General features: G+C 41.5%; 25 protein-coding genes. 7 read left to right on the top strand and 18 right to left on the bottom strand.

The genetic code is table 11. The features are described from left to right. Positions 1 to 218 precede the first annotated feature (218 nt). Entirely contained in the window at positions 219 to 470 is a 252-nt protein-coding gene (locus RM368_RS06565; RefSeq protein ID WP_322693326.1) for a hypothetical protein, read from the bottom strand. A gap of 434 nt (positions 471 to 904) precedes the next feature. After that, positions 905 to 2,161, bottom strand: coding sequence for an HhoA/HhoB/HtrA family serine endopeptidase (locus RM368_RS06560; protein ID WP_322693325.1), 1,257 nt, complete (start codon positions 2,159 to 2,161; stop codon positions 905 to 907). A gap of 425 nt (positions 2,162 to 2,586) precedes the next feature. Here RM368_RS06560 and RM368_RS06555 point away from each other — a divergent pair, with 425 nt between their 5' ends. Continuing rightward, positions 2,587 to 3,483 (top strand): phosphorylase, encoded by an 897-nt coding sequence (locus RM368_RS06555; protein WP_322693324.1) that lies wholly within the window; start codon positions 2,587 to 2,589, stop codon positions 3,481 to 3,483. Between the two features lie 14 nt (positions 3,484 to 3,497). Here the strand turns inward: RM368_RS06555 and RM368_RS06550 are convergent, their stop codons facing one another. The 6 genes from RM368_RS06550 to trxA all read right to left on the bottom strand — a co-directional run bounded on the left by RM368_RS06550 (position 3,498) and on the right by trxA (position 8,900). Further along, a complete protein-coding gene (locus tag RM368_RS06550) occupies positions 3,498 to 4,787 on the bottom strand; it encodes an MFS transporter (protein ID WP_322693323.1) in 1,290 nt (429 codons plus the stop codon). Positions 4,788 to 5,014: 227 nt separating this feature from the next. Beyond that, positions 5,015 to 5,680: a nitroreductase family protein gene (locus RM368_RS06545; protein WP_322693322.1), complete on the bottom strand. Its 666-nt coding sequence runs from the start codon at positions 5,678 to 5,680 to the stop codon at positions 5,015 to 5,017. 98 nt (positions 5,681 to 5,778) lie between these two features. Then, entirely contained in the window at positions 5,779 to 6,210 is a 432-nt protein-coding gene (locus tag RM368_RS06540; RefSeq protein WP_322693321.1) for a YybH family protein, read from the bottom strand. Between the two features lie 124 nt (positions 6,211 to 6,334). Continuing rightward, positions 6,335 to 7,447, bottom strand: coding sequence for an alkene reductase (locus RM368_RS06535; protein WP_322693320.1), 1,113 nt, complete (start codon positions 7,445 to 7,447; stop codon positions 6,335 to 6,337). A gap of 202 nt (positions 7,448 to 7,649) precedes the next feature. Further along, positions 7,650 to 8,444: an SDR family NAD(P)-dependent oxidoreductase gene (locus RM368_RS06530; RefSeq protein WP_322693319.1), complete on the bottom strand. Its 795-nt coding sequence runs from the start codon at positions 8,442 to 8,444 to the stop codon at positions 7,650 to 7,652. Between the two features lie 132 nt (positions 8,445 to 8,576). Further along, on the bottom strand, positions 8,577 to 8,900 hold the full coding sequence (gene trxA / locus RM368_RS06525) for a thioredoxin (protein ID WP_012412473.1): 324 nt from the start codon (positions 8,898 to 8,900) through the stop codon (positions 8,577 to 8,579). Between the two features lie 80 nt (positions 8,901 to 8,980). Here trxA and RM368_RS06520 point away from each other — a divergent pair, with 80 nt between their 5' ends. Next, a complete protein-coding gene (locus RM368_RS06520; RefSeq protein ID WP_322693318.1) occupies positions 8,981 to 9,331 on the top strand; it encodes a helix-turn-helix transcriptional regulator in 351 nt (116 codons plus the stop codon). Here the strand turns inward: RM368_RS06520 and RM368_RS06515 are convergent. Further along, on the bottom strand, positions 9,328 to 9,576 hold the full coding sequence (locus RM368_RS06515) for a hypothetical protein (protein WP_322693317.1): 249 nt from the start codon (positions 9,574 to 9,576) through the stop codon (positions 9,328 to 9,330). The two genes, RM368_RS06520 and RM368_RS06515, sit on opposite strands and share 4 nt — an antisense overlap. Beyond that, on the bottom strand, positions 9,573 to 9,809 hold the full coding sequence (locus RM368_RS06510) for a hypothetical protein (protein WP_099103299.1): 237 nt from the start codon (positions 9,807 to 9,809) through the stop codon (positions 9,573 to 9,575). The genes RM368_RS06515 and RM368_RS06510 overlap by 4 nt, the downstream gene beginning before the upstream one ends. Positions 9,810 to 10,007: 198 nt before the next feature. On the opposite strand from RM368_RS06510, the gene RM368_RS38710 reads away from it, so the two are divergent. Then, positions 10,008 to 10,550, top strand: a complete 543-nt coding sequence (locus tag RM368_RS38710) for a pentapeptide repeat-containing protein (RefSeq protein WP_416212217.1) — start codon at positions 10,008 to 10,010, stop codon at positions 10,548 to 10,550. A gap of 157 nt (positions 10,551 to 10,707) precedes the next feature. On the opposite strand, the gene RM368_RS06500 is transcribed toward RM368_RS38710, so the two are convergent. Further along, complete coding sequence (locus RM368_RS06500; protein ID WP_322693315.1) at positions 10,708 to 11,943, bottom strand: glycosyltransferase; 1,236 nt, start codon at positions 11,941 to 11,943, stop codon at positions 10,708 to 10,710. A gap of 124 nt (positions 11,944 to 12,067) precedes the next feature. Here RM368_RS06500 and shc point away from each other — a divergent pair, with 124 nt between their 5' ends. Next, positions 12,068 to 13,984 (top strand): squalene--hopene cyclase, encoded by a 1,917-nt coding sequence (gene shc / locus RM368_RS06495; protein ID WP_322693314.1) that lies wholly within the window; start codon positions 12,068 to 12,070, stop codon positions 13,982 to 13,984. Between the two features lie 257 nt (positions 13,985 to 14,241). Here shc and RM368_RS06490 read toward each other — a convergent pair whose 3' ends face one another. Then, positions 14,242 to 14,688 carry a molybdopterin-binding protein gene (locus RM368_RS06490; protein WP_322693313.1) on the bottom strand — a complete coding sequence of 149 codons (447 nt, stop codon included), beginning with the start codon at positions 14,686 to 14,688 and terminating at the stop codon, positions 14,242 to 14,244. 195 nt (positions 14,689 to 14,883) lie between these two features. Next, positions 14,884 to 15,117 carry a hypothetical protein gene (locus tag RM368_RS06485; protein WP_322693312.1) on the bottom strand — a complete coding sequence of 78 codons (234 nt, stop codon included), beginning with the start codon at positions 15,115 to 15,117 and terminating at the stop codon, positions 14,884 to 14,886. Between the two features lie 79 nt (positions 15,118 to 15,196). On the opposite strand from RM368_RS06485, the gene RM368_RS06480 reads away from it, so the two are divergent. Beyond that, positions 15,197 to 15,994, top strand: a complete 798-nt coding sequence (locus tag RM368_RS06480; protein WP_322693311.1) for a hypothetical protein — start codon at positions 15,197 to 15,199, stop codon at positions 15,992 to 15,994. A 438-nt stretch (positions 15,995 to 16,432) separates the two neighbouring features. Next, the gene (locus RM368_RS06475; RefSeq protein WP_322693384.1) at positions 16,433 to 16,744 is read left to right on the top strand and encodes a multidrug efflux SMR transporter; all 312 of its coding nucleotides are present in this window, start codon (positions 16,433 to 16,435) and stop codon (positions 16,742 to 16,744) included. A 565-nt stretch (positions 16,745 to 17,309) separates the two neighbouring features. Here the strand turns inward: RM368_RS06475 and RM368_RS06470 are convergent. The 3 genes from RM368_RS06470 to RM368_RS06460 form a co-directional block, all read right to left on the bottom strand. Continuing rightward, positions 17,310 to 17,969: a sugar transferase gene (locus tag RM368_RS06470; RefSeq protein ID WP_416212218.1), complete on the bottom strand. Its 660-nt coding sequence runs from the start codon at positions 17,967 to 17,969 to the stop codon at positions 17,310 to 17,312. 418 nt (positions 17,970 to 18,387) lie between these two features. Further along, positions 18,388 to 18,513 (bottom strand): hypothetical protein, encoded by a 126-nt coding sequence (locus tag RM368_RS06465; protein ID WP_322693310.1) that lies wholly within the window; start codon positions 18,511 to 18,513, stop codon positions 18,388 to 18,390. 102 nt (positions 18,514 to 18,615) lie between these two features. Then, a complete protein-coding gene (locus tag RM368_RS06460; RefSeq protein ID WP_322693382.1) occupies positions 18,616 to 19,374 on the bottom strand; it encodes a WecB/TagA/CpsF family glycosyltransferase in 759 nt (252 codons plus the stop codon). A gap of 1,067 nt (positions 19,375 to 20,441) precedes the next feature. Here RM368_RS06460 and RM368_RS06455 point away from each other — a divergent pair. After that, complete coding sequence (locus RM368_RS06455; protein ID WP_322693309.1) at positions 20,442 to 20,891, top strand: hypothetical protein; 450 nt, start codon at positions 20,442 to 20,444, stop codon at positions 20,889 to 20,891. 2 nt (positions 20,892 to 20,893) lie between these two features. Here the strand turns inward: RM368_RS06455 and RM368_RS06450 are convergent, their stop codons facing one another. Together RM368_RS06450 and RM368_RS06445 are read right to left on the bottom strand one after the other, a co-directional pair. Further along, positions 20,894 to 21,574, bottom strand: coding sequence for a response regulator transcription factor (locus tag RM368_RS06450; RefSeq protein WP_322693308.1), 681 nt, complete (start codon positions 21,572 to 21,574; stop codon positions 20,894 to 20,896). Beyond that, positions 21,564 to 23,105: an ATP-binding protein gene (locus tag RM368_RS06445; protein ID WP_322693307.1), complete on the bottom strand. Its 1,542-nt coding sequence runs from the start codon at positions 23,103 to 23,105 to the stop codon at positions 21,564 to 21,566. The genes RM368_RS06450 and RM368_RS06445 overlap by 11 nt, the downstream gene beginning before the upstream one ends. Between the last annotated feature and the right edge of the window lie 173 nt (positions 23,106 to 23,278).

Raw genomic sequence — 23,278 nt, 5'->3', positions numbered from 1 at the left:
CAACCCCTCCCCGCTTGCGGAGGGGAGACAAAGCGTAGCTTTGGGGGGGTGGGGTTATTTCTTATTTTTGATTTATGCAAGAGGTCTATTGTAAAAGTGAAATAATTACCCTTTAGAATATTTCTAAAGGGGGTTTTTTAAACACTAACTAAAGCTATGAAAAAATAAATCTGCAATCAATATTGATAGACAATATTTTTTTGCAATTGTAAGACTTCTTATCGATATATATAGCGAGCAGGTATCCAGCGACGACCACGATTTGTTTGCACCCAACGCCCAGGAATCACTATTCTCCTTCTCGCTTGAACAGGGGTATAAACTCTAAATCGCGCTGGTCTTCTGATAATTCTAGCTGGAACAGATCGCCTAATTGGTCGTCTGATCTGAGCATCGGCTTGAAAAGGAATAATGGTAACAGCAATTGGTAAAATCAGGGCTGCACTAGCAAGCATTCTTTTAATACTCATTCGCAAACTTCCCTTTTATGATATTGATATCAAAGAGATTAGTAATTGCCCAAATATTAATCTCTTTGACAAATAAATATTAGGGTTGAAAAGAGCTATTTACTAGTGAGAAAGGTCATTAGTTGAACCGTGACTAATGTCATGGATAAAAATTGTAAGTAAGTCAACGTGAGTTCGACAAGTTCTTTTTTGACCTCTCCCCCAACCCCTCTCCGACACGGAGAGGGGAGCCAAAACCCTAATTTCTCGTTACTCTTCCCTTCCCCGTGGGAGAGGAAGGTTCATCGAACTCACGTTAATCCAAAATCCAAAATCGACGTGACGGCAATACGGTTACTGCAATTCAATTTTGCCAACTGAAAAAAAGGGACGGGTAAAATACCCATCCCACAAATTCACTTTTATTCAATTGATAGAAAATGATAGCAAAACTTTTATTGCACTTGCGTGGGGAAAGCACCAGGTTGCACAGCTATGTTAAGATTCTGTCCATTGCGACGTAATTCCATACGTAAATCGCTGCCGACTTGGCTATTTTCTACTGCCCTTTGGACACTGCTGGCATCTGTGACTGCTTGACCTCCAAGGGTTTGGATCACATCACCAGCACGTATCCCTGCTTTAGCGGCTGGTGAATTTGGTACAACTTTTACAACTAATACACCTTTATCTTCATTCACACTCAAACCGCTGTTGGGATCTGAGTTGATATTTTGTTTGAGCTGAGGTGTTAACCCCACCATTTGAATTCCCAAGTAAGGATGTTCTACTTTACCTGTAGCTATTAGTTGACTGGAAATGCGTTGTGCTGTGTTGATAGGAATAGCAAAGCCTAATCCTTGTGCCCCTTGAATAATGGCTGTATTCATGGCAATTACCTGGCCGCGAGAATTTAGCAAAGGCCCGCCGGAGTTACCGGGGTTAATTGCGGCGTCAGTTTGAATATACTCTACTCGCTTATCGGGAGCGCCGATGAGATTGCTACTGCGTCCGGTGGCACTAATGATTCCGGTAGTTACTGTATTATCTAATCCAAGGGGATTGCCGATCGCGATCGCCCATTCTCCGGGTTGCAGTTGATCTGAATTACCCAAGGCTACTAACGGAAGATTATCTGCCTGAATCTTCACAACCGCAACATCGGTCAACTCGTCTTTTCCTAACACCTTTCCTTTAAAACTACGCCCATCCTTGAGTGTTACTGTTACGGTATCAGCGCCATCAACTACGTGGGCATTGGTGAGAATACGACCATCAGCACTAATAATAAAACCGGAACCAGTACCCCTTTCTACCCGATCCTGTTGTTGTGGTATTTGAGAACCAAAAAAGCGTTGGAAAAGTGGATCGTTAAATTCATCTGGTAACTGGGTTTTGACGGTTCGGGAAGAGTCAATTCGCACTACAGCAGGCCCTACCTTTTGCACCACTTGGGTAACAAAATTAGGATCTGTGCCTGCTGGTATTGGAGGCGCAGCATTTACTCGACTTACTGCCAAATTAGATGCATTTTCAGACACCTGCTGAGAGTGTCCAGCTAGATAGCCGCCTGCCAATGTCATCCCCGATCCCAGCAGCACCAGCGATAGAGAGGCGGCAGCTTTTCGCCAGGGTTTATAATATTTGGCATCAGCAGTGTTATGTAAAATGCTATTTGATGGGTGTTCTCTGTCGCGAGATTCGTTTTGCATTGCTGTCTGGAAGGATATTTAGATGTATTACTAATGTAGATATGATTTATGACAGTTTTGTTGCAAAGGTATTGCGTTGTTGTGAAAGCTTTGGTATTTTATTGAACCGTATTGGAATATAGTCATTCGTAGAGACGTACATCGCTGCGTACTCTTTACCAAACTTAGTGCTGAGTAAATTAAGAATTACTCAGTATTTATGTACTTGGGTTTGAGCAAGGCTCCTTGTGGACAGTCTTTCAACTCAGAACTCAGAACTCGAAACTTAGCACTAGACATCTTACAAAAGTAACAAATGCCAAGATGTTGGGGAAAGGTTAAAGGTTAAAGGGGAAGGGAAAATTCCATCCTTTCCCCTTTAACCCTTCCCCTTTACCCGACAAATGCCAAGAAGTCTACTTTTCATCATGCCTGAAGGAATGAAAATGGCACAAGGGAAAATCTTACTTAAACCTGACACTTTATGGACAAGTGTTAAACAACGAACTGAATATGCTTTGCAATGCGGGGCGCTACTCTCGATTCCAACAGGATTTGAATTTGTTGAACAGGATGGCGTGCGCTTTTTGGTACGGATTTTGTCTAACCTGAATCGCAAAAAAGCAGCGAAAGATAAACAGGAAAAACAATCTGTTACTTCTGGTGAAGAGTTTAATCCTTTTTTGCCCTACGAAGAGGATTTATTTGTGGCGGATATCTCCGATACCCATGTATGTATTTTAAATAAATTCAATGTTGTAGATTATCATCTGCTAATCATCACTCGTGGTTTCGAGGAACAAGAAAGCTTACTCACCCTGGAAGATTTTACGGCTATGTGGGCGTGTTTGGCTGATTTCGATGGTTTAGCATTTTACAACAGTAGCAAAACCGCAGGTGCTAGTCAGCGACACAAGCACTTACAATTAGTACCTCTACCACTTGCCCCTTCAGGGTTGCAAATACCGATTGAAGCTTTACTAACATCAGCACAATTTCAAAACTCGAACGCAACTTTAACAAAACTTCCTTTTGTACACGCTTTCGCATCACTAAATTCTAATTGGGTGCGATCGCCATTGGCAGGGGCCCAAGCAACATTGGAAGTTTATCACACTTTGCGTCACGCTATAGGTTTAGATGACAAGCAATCTGGTGCTTACAATCTGTTAGCGACACGAGAATGGATGTTAATCGTACCGCGATCGCAAGAGCATTTCCAATCTATCTCTGTGAATTCATTAGGATTCGCTGGTGCGCTGCTGGTGCGAAACGCAGCAGAAATGGAGATTCTCAAAACCCAAGGGCCGATGGCTATCCTCAAAAATGTTGCTGTATCCTAATACTTACGCACACTCTACGAATTCTTCTCTACGAGATAATTATTCTTAGTGGGAGTTTGACCAATTTGCAGCACACAAACTGCGGCAATCAAACAGAGAACGCCTGATAAAATAAACGCTTGTAAATAACTACCCGTCCAAGTTCTCAAGACTCCGGCTCCGAATGCAGCTGTCGCGGCACCAACCTGGTGTCCGGCGACAATCCAACCGAACATCACGCCGACATTTTCTTTACCGAAGGCGTTGGCAACAAGACGGACTGTTGGTGGTACGGTGGCAATCCAATCAAGTCCATAGAAGACGGCAAAAATGGAAAGTCCATAGAAGGAAAAGTTGAAACTGAAGGGCAAGAAAATCAAAGATAAACCCCGCAGCCCGTAGTACCAAAACAATAAGTAGCGATTGTTCCAGCGGTCAGATAGCCAACCAGACATTGTAGTTCCAAAAAAATCGAATAGTCCCATGATTGCTAAAAGCCCAGCAGCCTTGACTTCAGGTATACCGTGGTCAATACAAGCAGGAATTAGATGAGTTCCAATTAACCCATTTGTGCTTGCGCCACAGATAAAAAAGCTACCAAATAACAGCCAGAAGTCTCGATTACGCATTCCCAGCCAGAGGGCGTTAAGAGTGGAGGCGATGGAATTGACTTTGGGCTGTAATACTTCCACAGTTTCGCTGTTGTCGCCAAAGGCTCGCAAACCGACATCCGCCGGACGATCGCGCATAAAGACTGCGATCGCTGGAATAATTAGAAGTGCTGCACCAGTCAAAGCCAGAGCCGCAGTTCGCCAGCCAAAGCGATCGGCTATTGAGGCCAGCATCGGCAGAAACACTAGTTGTCCCGTGGCTGTACTGGCGGTTAAGATCCCCAGAACTAAACCCCGTTTTTCCAAAAACCAACGATTGACAACAACAGCACCCAAAACTAGGGCAATAACTCCGCTACCACAACCGACAACTACACCCCATAGCAAAACTAGCTGCCAGGAAGCTGACATCAAAGTGGTTAAACCGACACCAAGTGCGATGACAGCAAGTGAGAATACCATCATCCGGCGAATGCCGATTCGCTCCATAACTGTGGCAGCAAAAGGGCCAATTAATCCGTAGAGTACTAAGTTAATGGAGATTGCCAAAGATATAGTCGCTCTACTCCAGCCAAACTCTTGTTCGAGAGGCACTATAAAAACTCCAGGAGCAGAGCGAATTCCGGCTGCCACCAACAAGGCTAGGAATGTTAAACCCGCGACGATCCAGCCATAGTGGAACGAACGACGCGCTAGGAAGGAGGGTAAGGACATGGTGTGGAGGGGGAGTGGGAGCAGGGGGCAGGGGAGGCAGGGGGAGCAGGTTCAAAAACTCGTTGGCGAGTATAAAAGACTCGTCGGCGAGTATAAAAGACTCGTCGGCGAGTATCAAAGACTCATTCATGAGTATAAAAGACTCGTCGGCGAGTATCAAAGACTCGTCGGCGAGTATCAAAGACTCATTCCCTATTCCCTATTCCCCATTGCCAATTTAGGGAAAGCTACCCTGCATAAGGATTACCGATTCTGTCTACAGAGACGTTGGAGGAAAATGGCAAACGACCTGGATTTAAGCGTGGTTCGGCTGCATAACCCACAGGAACTAAAACAGCGATCGCTAAATCTGGATTATCTCCTGCACCAATCACTTGTTTTACCCGATCCTCAACCCAACCGTTCATAAAACAAGTGGACAATCCTAGACTTTCTGCCGCTAGCACCAAATGGGTAGCGGCAATGATCGCATCTTTGATCGCATATTCGCGTCGCTTGTCGCCTAGCGTTGATTGAAATTGGGGGACGGCGGTTTTAAAGTAGTTTACCGTACCTTCATTCCATGCCCCAGTTTCGAGTCCTTGCTCTAGAATTGGGGCCAAGTTTTTTTCGCCTGCGTTAGGATCGGCGGCAAAGACAAAAGTTACAGGTGCTTGAACAATTTGCTGTTGATTAAAAGATGCTGATGATAGTGCGGCCTTTTGCGCTTCATCTTGCACAAGAATAATTTGCCAGTCTTGGATATTATAGCTGCTGGGTGCAGCCACGGTTAACTCTACCAGTTGCTTGAGCAGTTCTGGGGCGATGGGGTCTGTTTTAAAGGTTTTGATAGAACGACGTTGAGCGATCGCACTGGGTACATCTAAAGGTTGGGTTTGGATGACGGAACTCATGATATTCTCCTGATAGTTGGATTATAAGAGGGTTTCGGATTTTATATCTCAAGTGATTAAAAGCTCTTTAGAGCAGGACAATCCAAATATGTTCCTCTCTAATTGGCAATGTTAACTGGGTTAGAGATATGCTCGTGGATAATGCGCCATTCTCCCTCTCGCTTCTCCCATACAAGTGTCGCATGAGCCGTAATTCCAACCGCCTCATTCCCTATGGTGGATGCTGTACTGTGGAAGATCAAAGCAGAGACGGTAATGTTATCACCTGGAAATATCTGAATATCCCCAACTGATTTAACTTGCCACTGGGTTATTGCTGTCATCAACGGCTTCCATATTTCCTCGTAGGATTGCCATCCTTGAATTCGAGTGGTCTGCGGTGAGAGGGTATCGAAGGCGAGGAATTGTTCATCTTGCCAGTAGAGATTGTCTAAAAGAGAAAAATCAAAGGATTTGTTGCCTGGACTAAACGCAGCTAGCCAATCGTTAACGCGTTCTTTGATTTTTGCTGCATCTAAAGTATCTTTCATAGTTCACAACCAATTTTTACAATCATTTTACTGATGTTGTATCTAGGAAAAATCTAAAAATCCTCAGTTTGATTTGATACTTTAGAGTGCAGAAAGTGGGTTTTGATTATTTAGATGAGAAGAATTAGGCATTGACCACCTGTTCGTTAGCAGGCGACCAAAATGGATAGTCTGTATATCCTTCTTCACCGCCGCCATAAAAGCTTGCTTGATTTGGTTCATTTAGTGGTGCATTCAAAGCCAAGCGTCGGGGTAAATCGGGATTTGAGATAAATAATGTGCCAAAGGCAACTAAATCTGCTGCTTTGTTTGCCAGTACGGCATCGCCTTTTTCACGGGTATAACCGCCATTGACGATCAGTGTACCTGTAAAGCGATCGCGTATATGACTAGTGGGTACAATTATCCCGCCATGTCTGATGTCTGCTTCTGTTGCCTCATAAATATGCAGATATGCTAAATTAAACTGGTTCAAGGCTTGAGCCGCATAACCAAATGTCTCCAAGGGATTGGAATCACCTATATCGTTAAAAGTCCCACTGGGAGAGAGACGTACCCCTACTCGGTTAGAATCCCACACACTAGTTACCGCCTCTGTCACTTCTAACAGAAATCGGGCGCGATTCTCAATCGAACCCCCATATTTATCTGTGCGTTGATTGGTGCGATCGCGGAGAAACTGATCTATTAAATAACCATTAGCTGCATGAATTTCTACTCCATCAAACCCAGCCGCAAATGCCTTAGCGGCTCCCTGACGGTACTGTTCAACTATCTGCGGTATTTCCGAAGTTTCTAAAGCACGGGGAGTAACAAAGGGTTTTGGCCCCTCATAAGTTGCAGCCTCACCTTTAGGAGTAATGGCAGAAGGTGCTACAGGTAAAACTCCATTCGGTTGTAAATCAGGGTGAGAAATTCTGCCTACGTGCCATAGTTGCAGAAAAATTCTGCCGCCGTGCTGATGTACGGCATCGGTTACTAACTTCCATCCCTCCACCTGTTCTGGTGAATGAATTCCTGGTGTCGCGGGATAGCCCTGTCCTTCAGGAGTTACCTGTGTTGCTTCAGAAATAATCAGTCCGGCGGAAGCACGTTGAACGTAGTAAGTAGCATTCAGTTGGTGTGGTACGTTTCCTTCACCTGCGCGGTTTCGGGTTAAGGGTGCCATCACTATCCGGTTAGGTAGTTCCAGATTTCCTAATTGGTAAGGAAAGAATAAGTCGATCTCAGCGGTCATTGGTTATATCTCCAAATTATTTTAGTCATTTGTCATTTGCCTCGTTCCTAGTCTCCGACTGGGAATGCTCGTCGTTGAAGCTCCGCCTCCTGAACTCGCGGCAGCAGCCCAATTGAAGTGCATTTCCAGCCTCAGACTGGAAATGAGATTTAAAAAGGGTTTGGTCTATTGCTGTGCTTCTGGGACAGTTGTGGTTCAAATACTAAACAATCGATCGAATAACGCCACCATCTACCCGCAAAGCTGCACCATTAGTTGCTGATGCTACGGGACTAGACAGGTAAACTACGATCGCTGCTACTTCTTCATTTGTTGCAAAGCGTTTGATTAAGGAACTTGGACGCACATTTTGAAAAAACTCCGCCTCAACGTCAGCGCGAGTAATACCGCGTTCCTGTGCCAGGTTGGTGATAAAATCTTCAACTCCTTCGGAACGAGTTGGCCCTGGAAGGACAGAGTTTACTGTAACTCCAGTCCCCACAGTCATTTCTGCTAGACCTCTGGCAATGGCAAGTTGTGCTGTCTTAGTTGTGCCGTAGTGAATCATTTCCACTGGGATCTGAATAGCAGATTCGCTGGAAATGAAAATTATCCGCCCCCAGTTTTGCTCTAGCTGCTTTTGCAGATATTGCCGACTCAAACGGACTCCACTAAGGACGTTAACCTCAAATATTTTTAACCAGTCTTCATCAGTAATATCAAAGAAGGTTTTTGGCTCATAAATACCCACATTGTTTATGAGTATATCAACGTCAGGAACCTCTTGAATGAGTTTCTCTACCCCTGATGCAGTGGCAGCGTCAGCAACAACACCAGAAACTTTTGCGTCGGGTGTAGAATGCTTAATTTTAGCGATCGCTTGAGCTACTCGTTCTTCAGAACGACCGTTGACAATTACTGATGCACCCTCTTGAGCTAGCCCAAGAGCGATCGCCAAACCGATACCTGCGGTTGAGCCACTGACCAGTGCGGATTTACCATGCAATTTCAAGTCCATTTCGCTCTTTCCCCGTTATTTGAAACAGAATTCAGGAGTCAGAAGTCAGGAGTCAGGAGTCTAATATATTTTGACTCCTGGCTCCCTCTAAAGAAGACTGCAAACTAAATGCGTCTCACAATAGTACCTAGATTAAAGATGCTGTGCTAAGGTCTTATTCAAGGTAGTTTTTGGAACCGCCCCTACGACAGTATCGACCTGGCGACCTCCTTTAAAAACCATCAATGTCGGAATGCTGCGAATTCCATAGTGGCTAGCGACAGTAGGATTTTGATCTGTGTTCAACTTCACAAATTTCACCTGTCCTTCGTATTCAGCAGCAACTTCATCAACGACTGGGCCCACCATCCGGCAAGGGCCGCACCACGGTGCCCAAAAGTCTACTAATACCGGAATTTCACTTTCCAAGACTTCTTGCTTAAATGTGGCTTCTGTGACGTTTGTAATGGATGACATAAATTGCCTTCCTACTTAATTCTATAATTCGATAATATCGAATAATAAAAATATATGCCACCTGATGAGATAATGCAACTATGAGATTCCTTTATCATCCAGATAGAAAAAATATTTCTTTACCAGGCGTGTTGTATGCATTGGGCGATCCGGTGCGGCTAGAGATTGTGCGGCTGTTAGCGACTGAGGGGGAACAATGCTGTGCCAAATTTGATTTTGCGATCGCCAAATCAACTATGTCCAACCACTTCAAGATTTTGCGGGAGTCGGGGATAGTCTTGACACGCAAAGAAGGGACACACCATATTAACATCCTGCGGCGTGAAGATTTAGAGGTGCTGTTTCCAGGGTTGTTGGATGTGGTATTGAAAGCCGCTCAACCATTACCTCTTGAACCCGCCAGTATTAAACAAACAGCTTCAAGGATTTAGGGCATGGGGTATGGGGCATGGGGCATTGGGCATTGGGCATGGGGTATGGGGCATGGGGCGATCGCTCTTTTCAAAGGGCGCATAACCTGATATGCTTTTTCAGCTTTCTCAATTGATACTTGAGGTATTGGCGATCGCAGCCTGAGAACTGCTAGATCGATTAAATCTCTTGCCTCAACGCTGTCATCGGCATAACGGTCGGAATTTGACAGCATTTTATTATGATGTTCAAATCTGGAGGTCATAAATAAACTTGCAACCAGGATTTATAGCGTCTGGCGAGTTCCTGAAGAAAATTGAGTTCTTCACCCTCAAGATTATTAAATAGGTTGCGATATTGCCAACCACGCTCGTAGCGACTCAGCATTTCTTCTGGAGTAAACCTATATACATCGGCAGTCTGCCAACAAATTGATTCCAAAAAAGGCAGCTTTTTAGGGACAATAACAGGATTATTTGTTGGTATTGCGGTTGTCATAATTTTTTGAATCAATCACTTCCAGCTTACTTTAATTTTAGCTATAAGGAATTGAGTAAACTTAAGAAATGTTAATGTTACTGAAATTGAAATATAGTTCGTTCCAGAATTTATTGCGGAGGTCTATAGATGAGGATAACTGCTGAGGAGTTGCTCCAGTGATATGCTGCTGGGGAGAGAGATTTTAGTGGGGTTGAGTTGGAAGGAGCTAACTTGGTTAGAGCTAATTTGAGTGAAGCCAAATTAAGGGGAGCTAATTTGGCTAGAACCACTTTGAGAGAGGCTAATTTGGCATATATTTTTCTGGAGGATGCCAACTTGCAAGGAGCTGACCTGATCGGTGCCAATTTTGAGGATGCTAGGTTGATGCGTGCCAATTTGAGTTACACCAATTTGCGAGGTGTCTATTTGATAGGAGCTATTTTGTCTAATGCCAACTTGACCAGCGCTAATCTGAGATGTGCTTGTTTGACTTGCTCCTCCTTGGATGGCGCTAACCTGACCAATGCTGATTTTACGGGGGCTGTTTTGGACAGTGCTAATTTGACTAATGTTGAGTTCGCTGGGATTAATTTGGATTGGACTATCCTGACTAATACTGACTTCAGTGGAGCTAAGGTACTCGGTATTCCCTGGGAACAACCCGGCATAACTTTTCCCAGTAGTAGAGGTGCTTTGTTCTTCAAAACCCTCCTTCCTGACGGGCAAATAGGCGAATTTCTCTACTATAGTAGCCCCTGACAATGCTAAATCATTAGTAATTGAAGTCTCAGCTAGTAAAGATGATTTAAGAGGTGAATCAATAGGTTTGTTTTTATTATTAACACGTAAAATCATCTTATTTTAAATAAAGTTTTTTGCTTCTTGATTCAAATTTTCAAATCTACTTTTATCCCACCTATGAATTATCTGGGTTTGGATAAACTCTTCCTTTCCAAGCGCCGCCGCGCCCTTGCCAGTGACGTAGTGCTGAGTCTAGAGTCATTAAAGTATAGAGAAAAGCGATCGCAGGTAAACTAAAAGCGAACCAAAAAGAACATTTATAAAAGCGGATCGTCGGGTAGTAAGCGAAAGTCATTAATAGCCATCCTAAAAAACCTGTAAGTGCGATCGCCCAATTACTCGAAACTACACCGAGAATCACACATACAGGTGGAGTTAAATAAATCAGAGGCATTCCTATCAAAGTTCCCAATAATATTAATGGAGAATAATTCAGTTGGGTATAGGCAGTACGAGCAACCATATCCCAAATCGTCGCTAGCGAGTCATAAGGGCGCAAGCTTCGAGTCAAGCCACTCAATCCCAGCCAGATACGACCTTGACTGGGCATTGAGTTAATCTTCCTGTCCCCTTGTCCCGTTGTCCCGTTGTCCCCTTGTCCCCCACTCTTCTTAACAGCTTTAGCAAGGGCACAATCGTCAATTAAAGCTTGGCGAATCACTTGAATTCCCCCGATTCGCTCTAAAGCTTCTCTACGAATCAAAATAGATCCCCCGGCGGCGGCTGCTGTGGGATTGTTGGGATTATTCACCCAGCGAAAAGGATAGAGTTTTTGGAAGAAAAAGACGAAAGCTGGAATCAAAAGTTTTTCCCAAAAGCTCTCACACCTGAGTCGCACCATTACCGAAACCAAGTCTAAATCTTCCTGCACAGCTTTTGCAACCAGTCGGCGGAGATTACCAGGATCGTGTTCGATATCTGCGTCAGTCAGCAAAAAATAGTCAGGTGCTAATAAACTCGCGCTTTTGATACCTTGCTCAACTGCCCAAAGTTTGCCCGACCAACCAGGAGGCAGTGAAACGCCAGAAATAATATGCAATTGCTGAGGTTTACCAACAGCGTGGGCAACTCCTTCGGCAAAATTTGCTGTCCGGTCTGTGCTGCGATCGTCTACCAAAAACACGTTGAAAGAACCAGGATAATCTTGAAGTAGGAGCGATCGCAAACTAGTTGGTATTAACTCAGCTTCGTTACGCGCTGGAACTACAGCACAAACCACAGGTAAAGATTCTAGCTGAGTTTTTGTAACCTCTAATTGCTGGTCTGTCCGCCAAAACAGTCCCCAAAAACCCAGTAATACTAACCAAATTGTCAACGATAAGAGCATCAATCCTAATACAATTACATCCATGACCTATTGCAAATTATCAGTGACTCAGACAGAATACTATGTCTATTGATAGATGAAAAAAAATTTTTTCGCTGTAATACCGTGTTCATATCTAGTGTTGGGTGTTGAGGTTAAATAGTTTTTCATGCGGACACAAGACAGGGAAAAAGTCAATAAAGTTGCAGATGCGATCGCAGCTAGCCAAGAATATCTGCTTTCAATTCAAAATCCGGCAGGTTACTGGTGGGCTGAGTTGGAATCTAATGTCACCATCACTGCGGAAGTCGTCCTCCTGCATAAAATTTGGGGAACAGACCAAACCAGACCTTTACACAAAGTTGAAACATATTTGCGTCAACAGCAACGAGAACATGGCGGCTGGGAACTTTACTATGGTGATGGTGGAGAACTTAGCACCTCGGTTGAAGCCTACATGGCGCTAAGATTGCTAGGCGTACCAGCAACAGATCCGGCGATGATTCGGGCGCAAGCTTTTATTCTTCAACGAGGTGGGATCGGTAAAACTCGGATTTTTACCAAGTTGCACCTAGCCTTGATTGGCTGCTACAACTGGCGCGGTATTCCCTCGCTACCACCTTGGATAATGCTGTTGCCAAAAGCTTTCCCTGTCAATATCTACGAAATGTCTAGCTGGGCACGTTCTAGTACAGTACCATTACTGATTGTATGCGATCGCAAACCTGTTTTTCTCACCGACTCAGCTATCAACCTAGATGAGTTATATGCTGAAGGTATCGATCGAGTCCGGTGGGAATTACCTGAAAGTGGCGATTGGACAGATTTATTCCTCACTCTCGATCGAGGGTTCAAGTTGGCAGAAAGCCTGAATTTAGTACCCTTTCGTGAAGAAGGCATCAAAGCCGCCGAAAAGTGGATTTTAGAGCGCCAAGAAGCTACAGGCGACTGGGGCGGGATTATTCCGGCGATGTTGAATTCAATGCTAGCTTTGCGCTGTCTGGATTATGACCGAAGCGATCCGATTGTGGAACGAGGTTTGCAAGCAATTGATAACTTTGTGATTGAAACAGAAAATATCTATCGAGTACAGCCTTGTGTTTCACCCGTCTGGGATACAGCTTGGGCAATGCGTGCTTTGATAGAATCTGGCTTTGCACCAGATTGTTCGGCTGTAGTAAAGGCTGGAGAATGGTTGCTGCAAAAACAAATTTTAGATTACGGAGATTGGGCTGTCAAAAATCGCCAAGGAAAACCAGGGGCTTGGGCGTTTGAGTTTGAAAATCGCTTTTATCCCGATGTAGACGACTCGGCGGTGGTGATGATGGCACTACATTTGGCGAAACTCCCCAATGAAAAAATCAAGCAAGCTGCGATCGCTCGTGCGTTAAACTGGATTGCATCTATGCAATGTAAACCAGGCGGTTGGGCTGCTTTTGATTTGGATAATGACCAAGATTGGCTTAATTCCATTCCTTATGGTGATTTGAAAGCGATGATCGATCCAAACACCGCAGATGTTACCGCTAGGGTACTAGAAATGTTGGGTGCTTGTGACTTGACAATTGATAGTGATAATTTGGAGCGATCGCTTACTTATCTTTTGCGCGAACAAGAAACTGAAGGCTGTTGGTTTGGTCGTTGGGGTGTAAATTATATCTACGGCACCAGTGGCGTTTTGTCAGCTTTGGCGTTAATCGATCCTCAAAAGTATAAACTCAATATAGAACGAGGAGCAGCTTGGTTAGTTGGATGTCAAAACCCAGATGGTGGTTGGGGCGAGACTTGCCGTAGTTACAACGATCCCAGTCTCAAAGGCAAAGGAAATAGTACTGCATCTCAAACTGCTTGGGCTTTAATTGGCTTAATAGCAGCAGGTGAAGCAACTGGTAAATTAGCTCTTGATGCGATCGAGCGGGGAATTGGCTATCTGGTGACAACTCAAAACCCAGATGGTACTTGGTTTGAGGCTGACTTTACAGGTACTGGTTTCCCTTGCCATTTTTATCTCAAGTATCATCTGTATCAACAATACTTTCCTTTAATCGCACTAGGTCGCTATCAAGCAGCGATTAAAGAAGGTTAATATTCTATCGTGTATTCCATTAATACGAAAACCAGCTATTACATCAATACTTTTCGGATAAACCAAACAATCTCTTTTTTGGTCTAGGGGCAAGGCTAATGGGTTTGCGGGTAAAGGTAAATTCAAACCTTTTCCCTTTCCCCTTTCCCCCTTAACCCAAAAGTATTGGTTATTACATAAGCGATCGCATCAACTATATTTACTTAAGTAAAGAAAGTTTATTCTCTTAATATTTAATGCCCCAAATCAACGTATTTCTATTCTCTAGCAATGACAATATCGTTAGATTTAATAACTGCATAAGCTTCTTTTCCCTCAGATAATTCTAACTCTTCTGCGGAAGCTCTGGTGATAATCGAAGTTAATTCTACTTTGTGAATAATCTCCAAAGTAACCTCACTATTAACTGCTCCATAAACAACTCGTTTAATTACACCTTTAAGAATATTGCGAGAGCTAACTTTTAGTGGTTTCTTTTGAATACTAGTTTCTATGTTCGGCTTTTGAGTATAATAGATATCTTCCTGTTGTTCCTGTTGAGTTAGTGGTGATATTGGTGTTGAGGACTGCTGAGTAAGACTACGCACGAGTTCCCGCAGAATCTCTGTCTTAGTGCGTTGAGACTGTTCGCAGAACTCCTCTAGAATCTTCCGCTCGTCCTCTGAGGTTTGAAATGTAACCCATCCTTGTTCTTTTCTTGGCATAATAATATTATTATCAATTTTGGTTATCTTGGTAAGATTCTACCAAGTATCAATTCGATACGTCGTTTTAGTAATAACATTTTTTTGTCGGTATTTTCGGCATTTCTACCGCAATTAATCAACTATTCTCATATAGTTAACTACATATATATTTATTTTTTTCTAGATGCGAAATATTTTGTTACTTGAGATTGTCTAAATCATCACTAAAATGATACCAACTAAGATGGTATAACATTGGTCTATGGTATTTGTTGGGATAGCTACGCTTACGCAAGGATAATCTAACAGAAAATGCCACTGGCGACGCCGAATAGCCCGTCGCAGACATCGCGTGATATCATGTCCGGTTAAAGACTTATCATTAAAAGGGCAGGGGAGCAGAGGAGCTTCAGGTGCAGAGGAGAGGGGCTTTTGGGCTTTCTGCATAGATTCGGGAAGCAAAACTAATTAGCCGGACTTGATATGAGTGCCGTAGGATTATTTAACGTGAGTTCACAGCCAGGGGATGAAACACCTAAAATCACGTTCTCAAGACCTGCGGAGTTTATTTGAGAACAATATCACCATTGAATACGTGGCAGAACCCCTAAAAGCTATGCCAGCTGATGCGGAGGCGAAAGAAGTGCTGCATTGGATGCAAGCACAAAATTTTGATGTTATTGGCGTTGAGACAGGAGATATTATTAGCGGTTATGTAGAACGCTCTAGTTTGATCCCAGGCAAAAAAGGTAAATGTAGCGACTATCAACGGGTGTTTCATCCCAAAGAACTAATTGCCATTTCCACCCCACTGATAAAGTTGCTACCCATTTTGCAACAAACTCCACGATTGTTTGTCTTAGATTGCAATCAGGTAAGTGGTATTGTTACCTGTGGTGACTTGCAAAAAGCACCCGTGCGAATGTTACTATTTGGCTTAGTAACGCTGCTAGAAATGAATTTACTACGGCTGGTACGGATTTACTATCCCCAAGATTCTTGGCAAAAAGTCCTTAAACCTGAGCGCTTAGAAGTTGCTCAACGACTATGGCGAGAAAGTCAGGAAAGAAACGAAGCCACCGATTTATTAGATTATCTACAATTCTGCGATAAGCGAGAGTTGATTTTAAATCAACCAGAACTTCTCCTGCAACTAGGACTCAAATCAAAACGGTTTGGCGAACGTTTTCTCAAGTCTGCTGAACAGTTGCGAAACCGATTAGCTCACGCCCAAAATTTAGTTAGTGGTTCCTCTTGGACAGAATTGATTTCTTTAGCAGAGGCGATGGAAAAGCTGTTAATTCATTGTGAGGAAGTTGAGTAAAGTAGTTAACCCTTTCCCTACGGCAGGGCTGTTTCATTCGCTCAGATTAGGATTTTGTCAAGAGTATCAACCAGAAAGAAATTTTTGGGAGTCAGCAATCGAAAAATTACTGTTTCAAGGAGTAAATTTAAGTGCGAGCGCACAACTCATGAGCTTTCTAAATTTTTCAATTCCCTGATTTTAAAACTTTGTGATATTATTCTACTCGCCTAAATCATAAGTGCAAAATTTTTCTCCCACCAGTCCACCATTGCCTATCACCTTTAGCACCCAATTTCAATTACTGTACCGTACATAGGGTGCTGTTTCCTAAATCCTTTGTCAGCAAGCTTCGAGACTTAACGGGAAAAGTCAGAATCGTTAACAAGTTGAATGGCGCAAATAGGAGTATTGTTAAGAAAGATTGTTGTAATGTATTGAAACGATGACATGGCGTAGATCTATCTTTTCATTGCTAGTTTATTTGAGATAGGGTGGGCAATTAGTTTGAAGTATACACAGGGGTTTACTAAGTTTGGTTATAATGTTGCTACTGTTACCCTGATGATACTCAGTTTCACTTTTTTGTCTAAAGCCCTGCGCACACTACCACTTGGAACTGCTTATACTATCTGGACAGGTATAGGAGCCGTTGGTACGGTTTTGTTAGGTATAGTTTTATTTCAAGAACCTCTTGAAGTACGCCGCATTACTTGCATAGGCTTAATAGTCATAGGTGTGATAGGACTAAAGCTAGTTTCTCCACATTAACCGTGAGCTTACAGTACAAACATGTAAGGAATTCAAAGAATCAGACAGAGGCTATCTGGTGATTTTAGTTGTACAGACGAATCACTAATTAAACTATCAGATAAATTTATAGAATTTTTGGCGTTGCTGATTAGATGTATGAACCTTGGTGTAGAGACGTTGCAATGCAACGTCTCTATAAGGGTTTTGAAATCACGCAAAATCATTTTCATATCTGAATTCAGCAACGCCGAATTTTTTGCAATGCATAGAAAATGGTCAAAAGAGCTGATATTTATTGATAATGAACTTAGTAATTTGTTTTTCTCTGTTGGACTCATTAACAACACACGAAACCAACTAAGTTAAAACTACACACAGGAAGAATATCAACAGCTAAGGCAATCAGCTAATGACCGTCTATAACTCATCCTAAAACCAATCCAAAGTAAAATTACAACCGAAAAGCATAACAGTCTTGACCTTGTTCATTTAATAGATCGCTGCGCTCTCTAATATAATCTAAAAAGCGTTTAGCTTCAGCTTTTGCTTGATGTCGCTCAATATTTTTTCTATTAACTGTACGTTAGCAAGCACCGCTCTTATTTGACACAACTTTTAAAGTTTTGAAGATTAGACTAATATCATAAACTATAGACCACTTACGTTGGTAGTCTAAGTCCATGTGAACAATATCTTCAAAGTCTTTAATACTGGAGCGACCATGAGCCTGCCATTCACCAGTCATACCTGGCTTGACATTCAAACGTTCCCAGTGGTGCTTTGAGTAGTGTATCACTTCATTAGGAGTAGGAGGGCGAGTGCCTACTAGACTCATTTCCCCCAGCAGCACGTTCCAAAACTGAGGGAGTTCATCTAAGCTAGTGCGGCGGAGAAACCTTCCTACACAGGTAATGCGGGGGTCATTCTCATTTTTGAATATCCGATCGCTTTCAGCTTCATTCTTAACTAAATGCTTAAGTTGGTCAGCTCCAACTGACATCGAACGGAACTTCCAAATTCGGAAGTGACGCCCATTCAAACCACAGCGAATTTGACTATAAAATATAGAGCCTGGGCTATCTAACTTAATCGCGATCGCAATCGGAATAGCTAAGAATACTGTAATCGATAGCCCAATAACAGCACCTAAGATGTCAATCATTCGCTTGGCTTTACTGATTACAGAAGGATGAACTGGAACTTTAACTTTAGGAAGAGTATGAGTATCATCTAGAACTTGCATATCAACTTGCATATCAAAACTATGGGGAGTAAAGGTATTAGACATGGTAATTGCAGTTTCAATAGTAAATTGATGAACTCGATCGTCTGTATGTTTACTTATTTCAGTACCCTGTAAAAGCGAGAATGAGATTTTCTAATAGGTTAAGCAAGTAAATATGTCACTAGTCAATCTGTTCTTTAAGATATTTGCAATGACAGTAGCGATCAATGCTTCATATTTAAGCATTCAACATCATTACGACGGCATTTAGTTCTCATAAATTTCAAACACTGAATCCATCTGAGTCAGTTCAAAAATCGTCCGAACAAGTGCTTGCAAATTACCGAACAATAGGCATTTAAACGTCTAGATAAAACCTCCTTAAGTAAAGCGGTTAAGCTCGAACTATCCATAAAATTTACTTTGATTAGATCAATCACCCAAAGATATTTGGGGTGAGTACTAAGCTAGATAGCTGTTCCCTTAAGGTATTACCATGCTCAAAATCTAAGCATTGCTGAGTTTGAATCACGATCGGTTGTCTTTCTTGTGTCAGAGTCATAAGTTTTATAGATTTAATTAACTAAAAAGCTGACTTTAAAAAGCATGAAACTGTGTGGAAAATCACACATACTCGTTTCATTATATTTAACTGATAAGGTATTTAAGAGCCAGGATTATTTGTTATTTTATTTATCTGAAATTTCTGTTGCAAAATTAACCAAAAAAATGGTAATCCTTCTATTAAATATCTTTTCCATAATCTTTTAGGCTCCGATACCATTCTATATAACCATTCAAAACCCATATTACTTATACATTTTGGTGCCCTTTGTATATTACCTGCTTCAAAATCAATAGTGGCACCTATTGCTAAAAATATTTTGATATTTGGCAGTTGGTTTTTGTATTTATATATCCATTTTTCTTGTTTTGGTGCGCCTAGCCCAACGGCTAATACTGTGGCGTCTGAAGAATTAATCATCTCAACTATTTTTCTACATTCCGCTTCTTTTTTTTCAAATCCAAAAGGTGGTGAATATGAGCTTACAATTATATTTCTATGAACTTTGGCATTAATTTTCTCTTGAGCTTTAATAGCTACACCTTGTGCTGCACCTAATAAAAATATTTTAATTGTTTCATTTTGTTTGTGAAAGTTATAAAATGCTGGAAAAAAGTCAGAACCGGAAATTTTTTCTTGGATGGGCTGACCTAAGAAACGAGATGCATATATTAAAATTTGACTATCACATAGTTTATAATCAGCGGTCTTATAAGCTTCAAGAAATTCACGATCGTTTTGCAATTTCATTATGTGATCTACATTGGGAGTAAATACAGTACCATATTTAAGATTTTCTAAAACTTCTGTTGTCAAGACATTGTTAATCTCAATATTTAAGAGATTAACCTTTTGTATTTGGTTGTTCTTCCATTCAAAGGATTTACCCTGATGTCTTAAAAGCTGTACTAGGAAAAAACTGAGTGTTTCAGATGAGAAAATACGGTCAAAGCGAATGTTAAAGAGACTATTTTTTTGTGCCATATAACTTTGAAGTTCGCTATCTACAATTGAGAAATAGTAAAATTTAGAACATTGTCGATGTTTTCTGCGCGGGTATATTTAGAGTGTTACGTTTGGGTGATATCAAACCATATAAATGCTAAAAATATGAACAATGTCTGTTGCCACACTTCAATTTTTATCTGTCAAAGCTTTTAATACAATTGCATTGCTACGCATAAGCACCATAAAAGATTTGGTGTTGCTGAATTATGGGATGATTTCACTCAGTTTTGAACGGCTTTTCAATTGTTTCAACTGCCAATTTATACCGCATTCATGCAACGCCATAGATTTGATAGGACTTGAGACTTTGTTCACGAGGTTGAGTCAAGACTTAGTTAACCCTACGTATACTTTCGTACGCAAATACCGATGCAAAATACTATCTGATGGCTACTTAAATTATTTTTTATACAGTATCCTAACGAGGAATAAAATTATCCAGCTAACTATCCGTTTGGCTGTGGCGTATAGATAGTCTAAATTTCATACTAAGATAAGTAGGCACGATAAAATAAACGTATGTTTAATTTTTTCAAACCTATACAATAACCAATTTATAAGCTATTTGATGAATTTACATTTCTTCACATAGCTTTGTTTTTTAACGCCGATTGACTGACTACAGGACATAAAAAACCAAAAAAATCAAAGCTTTGACAAGTACAGAAATAAGATAACAAGCAATTATTGCCAAGCAGAATTGATGTTGAACAGATGATATGTTGAGTGAAAATATTTTCAGTAGCGAGTAAGAAGTTCTGTTTATCTCGTCATTTCTATATTCAGATAATAATGGCAGTCTGTAGAGTTGTCAGATTGCAATTTAATTGCTTATGCTTTTTATCTGTAAATGACTTGAGCCTGTCTGGGAAAAAATAAATCTTTCTTCTTTGTATCTTTTTGCTCTTAAGTGATGATTGAGCTCAACTTCTTCGCCCAAAGTCTTATTGTTACGTCCATTCAACGCTGACGATCGGCTACGCTGGACGGTTATGCCATCGCACTTTCTTTTGCGATCGCTAAAACCATTGTTATATAGTAGGCATTTCCCGTTTGCAGATAAGTGTAGATGTATGAAAAGACACCGAATTATGGTTATTGGTAAAAATGTCATGACCGTGCAGCGCGTCAGCAGTCATTGCCTAAAACAAAATGCAGAAGTTTTTCCATATTATTGTATTCCCACGCCGGAAGAGATCGCTTTGTTTGAACCTCATGTATTGGTGCTATGTCTACCCATACCTGAGCAATTCCAGCATCAACTACTTCAGCCTTACATTTTGTGGTCAGAACAACTTGTGAATAACATCTCACCACTGGCTACCACTTTGACAGAATTATCTGACTGTTTACATAAATTCCTCTAAGCTTAAATCAGCCCTTGGCGTACAGCTAAAGCTGCTGCTTGAACGCGATCGTCAACGCTAAGTTTGTTGAGAACCATACGTACATAAGACTTGACGGTTCCGAGTGAGAGGTAGAGTTGGTTTGCAATCTGCTGGTTTGAGCGCCCCTGTGCAATAAGTTTAAGAATCTCGCGTTCGCGATTACTGAGAATAGGTTGCGCTATTACCTGAGATACAGGAACATCGGGAGCAACAGCGGTTGACCTAAGCATCCGAGCAACTTTTTGAGCGATTAGAGGATCTAAATAAGCACCACCTTGAAGTATCAATTGAATAACGGCGATGAGCTGTTCCCATTCAATGGTTTTAAGACAGTAACCATCAGCACCAGCTGCAAGCATCCCCATAACCTGGATATCGTCGTCGAAGGCACTTAAGGCTAGAACACAAGTAGTCAAGCAGTTACTTTTTATGTGCTGGGTGGCTGTAATCCCATCCATAACTGGTAGATCGATATCCATTAAAACTACATCTGGTTGGAGTTGACTAGCTAATTCAACAGCCTCTCCACCGTCCAATGCTTCTCCAACTATACTAAAACCAGGTTCTAGGCTAAATTGTCCTTTCATCCCTCGGCGGATTAAAGCGTGATCGTCAACTAATAAAATCCGCACAGTTTTATTTTCGTTAATATTAGGTATCATTATTGCTACATCTGTTTATATTCTGTTCATCGTTACTATCAACTTGATTTATGGCACTTGGGAGAGTAAACCAGAAAGTACTTCCTTCTCCAAGAGAACTTTCAACACCAATGTTTCCTCCGTGAGCCTCAATAATTTGACGACATAAGTACAGACCAAGCCCACTTCTTCCACGATGCCCTCGTCCTTGAATAAAGCGGTGGAACAGCTTTTCCTGAGCTTGCGGTGCAATTCCCAAACCGCGATCGCGCACCGAAATCCGCACTTGCTCTTGTTCATAAGGCGTTATCTCAATCAGAATTTCTCCGTTAGGCTTACTTACGCGCACAGCGTTATCAAGTAAGTTTTGTAGAACCCTTTGAATTTCTAATTCATCACCATAGACAGTCGGTAGCAATTGAGAAGTTTTACAAACGAAGGCTAACTCACGTGTAGATGTTGCTTTGATCTGACTAATTACTTTAATTAAAATCTTTTCCCAGTTTAGGCGATCGCACATTAAACAAGTGTTGCCTGCTTCATAACGGGAAATATCTAAAAGGAGTTCCACAAGCTTAAGCAGATCCTCATTAGCTTCATGGTACTCTTCAAAAACTTCCTTCCAAGTGTCGTTGACTGAACCAAAAGCTCCTTTGAGCATACAGTCTAAAGTGTTACGAGTCGCAAGTAAAGGAATACGTAGGTCGTGGGAAAGTGCAGATATCATGTCTTCAAGCTGTTGGTTACGCACCTCAATACTTTGTTGACGGTGACGAGTCTTATCAGCCATCGCGTTAAGCACTCCAGCTAGTTGCCCGATCTCATCTATCGAAGAATGGGATAGTTGCACTTCCATTTGTCCCGCTTGCCAAAGTTTACAAACTTGTGTCAATTTGTTTAATGGAAGTTTTACTCGCCAATGCAACAACTGGAGATTTAAAATTGCTATTAATAAAATGATTAATGTGCTGAAAATATTGATCGCAGTGTTAATACTATTCAAGAGCTGTATACGATTTTTGCGAACTCTCAAAAGCATCTCTTCGTGCTGAATGAGTTTCTCAATCTCGTTATGCAAAGAATCAAATAAAGTGCTTTTTGTCAAAGCAGAATTCTTTACAGAACCAGAAAGCGCTTTTTGCTTCAACTCCCTTTGCCACTGGTTATAGATATATTTAATTTTATCGAGTTGCTTTATTTGAGCAGGGTTGTCTTGTACGAGATTGTACAGATGGTTGAAGCTGTTGTGGAAGCTGGGCTTTTTGTGACGATAATTTATAGCATTAGTTCGTCCCTGACTAGAATTTTCTAGAAAACCTTTTTCTTGATTATCGATTACAGCATTAAGTAGACGTTCTCCTTCTCGCCCTATGAATAAAGCATGGGTTATCTGGTTATATGCCTCATGATTTAGGTGTGCTATCAAGAGGTTGAAGACTTGCTGTCCAAATAAAAAGAACACTAGCAGTAAAATACTAGTATGCAGAGGGTTTAAAAAATTACCTTTCCTAGATGGGTGAATTAAGAAAGGTATCAAGCTAATAGCTATCACTATCTAATATCTCTACCACCTTAATTAAAGTTACCTAGAATACTACTTAAAACCTCTATACACCAGTACTGAAAAACTTTGCTGGTGTTCAGCTATCATTCAAAAGCGTTAACTATACATGTATTACATATCAATATCCTTCATATTAACACTCAATTGTATTAAATAATGTC

The organism is Nostoc sp. DedSLP03 (assembly GCF_034530815.1).
Taxonomy (GTDB): Bacteria; Cyanobacteriota; Cyanobacteriia; order Cyanobacteriales; family Nostocaceae; genus Nostoc.
The sequence above is the reverse complement of the archived record's forward strand: the minus strand, read 5'-3'. Positions and strand labels throughout refer to the sequence as shown.

Bases quoted from the DNA above. Each gene is read 5' to 3' on its own strand.
- RM368_RS06565 (WP_322693326.1), bottom strand. From the start codon at position 470: ATGAGTATTAAAAGAATGCTTGCTAGTGCAGCCCTGATTTTACCAATT.
- RM368_RS06560 (WP_322693325.1), bottom strand. From the start codon at position 2,161: ATGCAAAACGAATCTCGCGACAGAGAACACCCATCAAATAGCATTTTA.
- RM368_RS06555 (WP_322693324.1), top strand. From the start codon at position 2,587: ATGGCACAAGGGAAAATCTTACTTAAACCTGACACTTTATGGACAAGT.
- RM368_RS06550 (WP_322693323.1), bottom strand. From the start codon at position 4,787: ATGTCCTTACCCTCCTTCCTAGCGCGTCGTTCGTTCCACTATGGCTGG.
- RM368_RS06545 (WP_322693322.1), bottom strand. From the start codon at position 5,680: ATGAGTTCCGTCATCCAAACCCAACCTTTAGATGTACCCAGTGCGATC.
- RM368_RS06540 (WP_322693321.1), bottom strand. From the start codon at position 6,210: ATGAAAGATACTTTAGATGCAGCAAAAATCAAAGAACGCGTTAACGAT.
- RM368_RS06535 (WP_322693320.1), bottom strand. From the start codon at position 7,447: ATGACCGCTGAGATCGACTTATTCTTTCCTTACCAATTAGGAAATCTG.
- RM368_RS06530 (WP_322693319.1), bottom strand. From the start codon at position 8,444: ATGGACTTGAAATTGCATGGTAAATCCGCACTGGTCAGTGGCTCAACC.
- trxA (WP_012412473.1), bottom strand. From the start codon at position 8,900: ATGTCATCCATTACAAACGTCACAGAAGCCACATTTAAGCAAGAAGTC.
- RM368_RS06520 (WP_322693318.1), top strand. From the start codon at position 8,981: ATGAGATTCCTTTATCATCCAGATAGAAAAAATATTTCTTTACCAGGC.
- RM368_RS06515 (WP_322693317.1), bottom strand. From the start codon at position 9,576: ATGACCTCCAGATTTGAACATCATAATAAAATGCTGTCAAATTCCGAC.
- RM368_RS06510 (WP_099103299.1), bottom strand. From the start codon at position 9,809: ATGACAACCGCAATACCAACAAATAATCCTGTTATTGTCCCTAAAAAG.
- RM368_RS06500 (WP_322693315.1), bottom strand. From the start codon at position 11,943: ATGGATGTAATTGTATTAGGATTGATGCTCTTATCGTTGACAATTTGG.
- shc (WP_322693314.1), top strand. From the start codon at position 12,068: ATGCGGACACAAGACAGGGAAAAAGTCAATAAAGTTGCAGATGCGATC.
- RM368_RS06490 (WP_322693313.1), bottom strand. From the start codon at position 14,688: ATGCCAAGAAAAGAACAAGGATGGGTTACATTTCAAACCTCAGAGGAC.
- RM368_RS06485 (WP_322693312.1), bottom strand. From the start codon at position 15,117: ATGCAGAAAGCCCAAAAGCCCCTCTCCTCTGCACCTGAAGCTCCTCTG.
- RM368_RS06480 (WP_322693311.1), top strand. From the start codon at position 15,197: ATGAAACACCTAAAATCACGTTCTCAAGACCTGCGGAGTTTATTTGAG.
- RM368_RS06470 (WP_416212218.1), bottom strand. From the start codon at position 17,969: ATGCAAGTTCTAGATGATACTCATACTCTTCCTAAAGTTAAAGTTCCA.
- RM368_RS06465 (WP_322693310.1), bottom strand. From the start codon at position 18,513: ATGACTCTGACACAAGAAAGACAACCGATCGTGATTCAAACTCAGCAA.
- RM368_RS06450 (WP_322693308.1), bottom strand. From the start codon at position 21,574: ATGATACCTAATATTAACGAAAATAAAACTGTGCGGATTTTATTAGTT.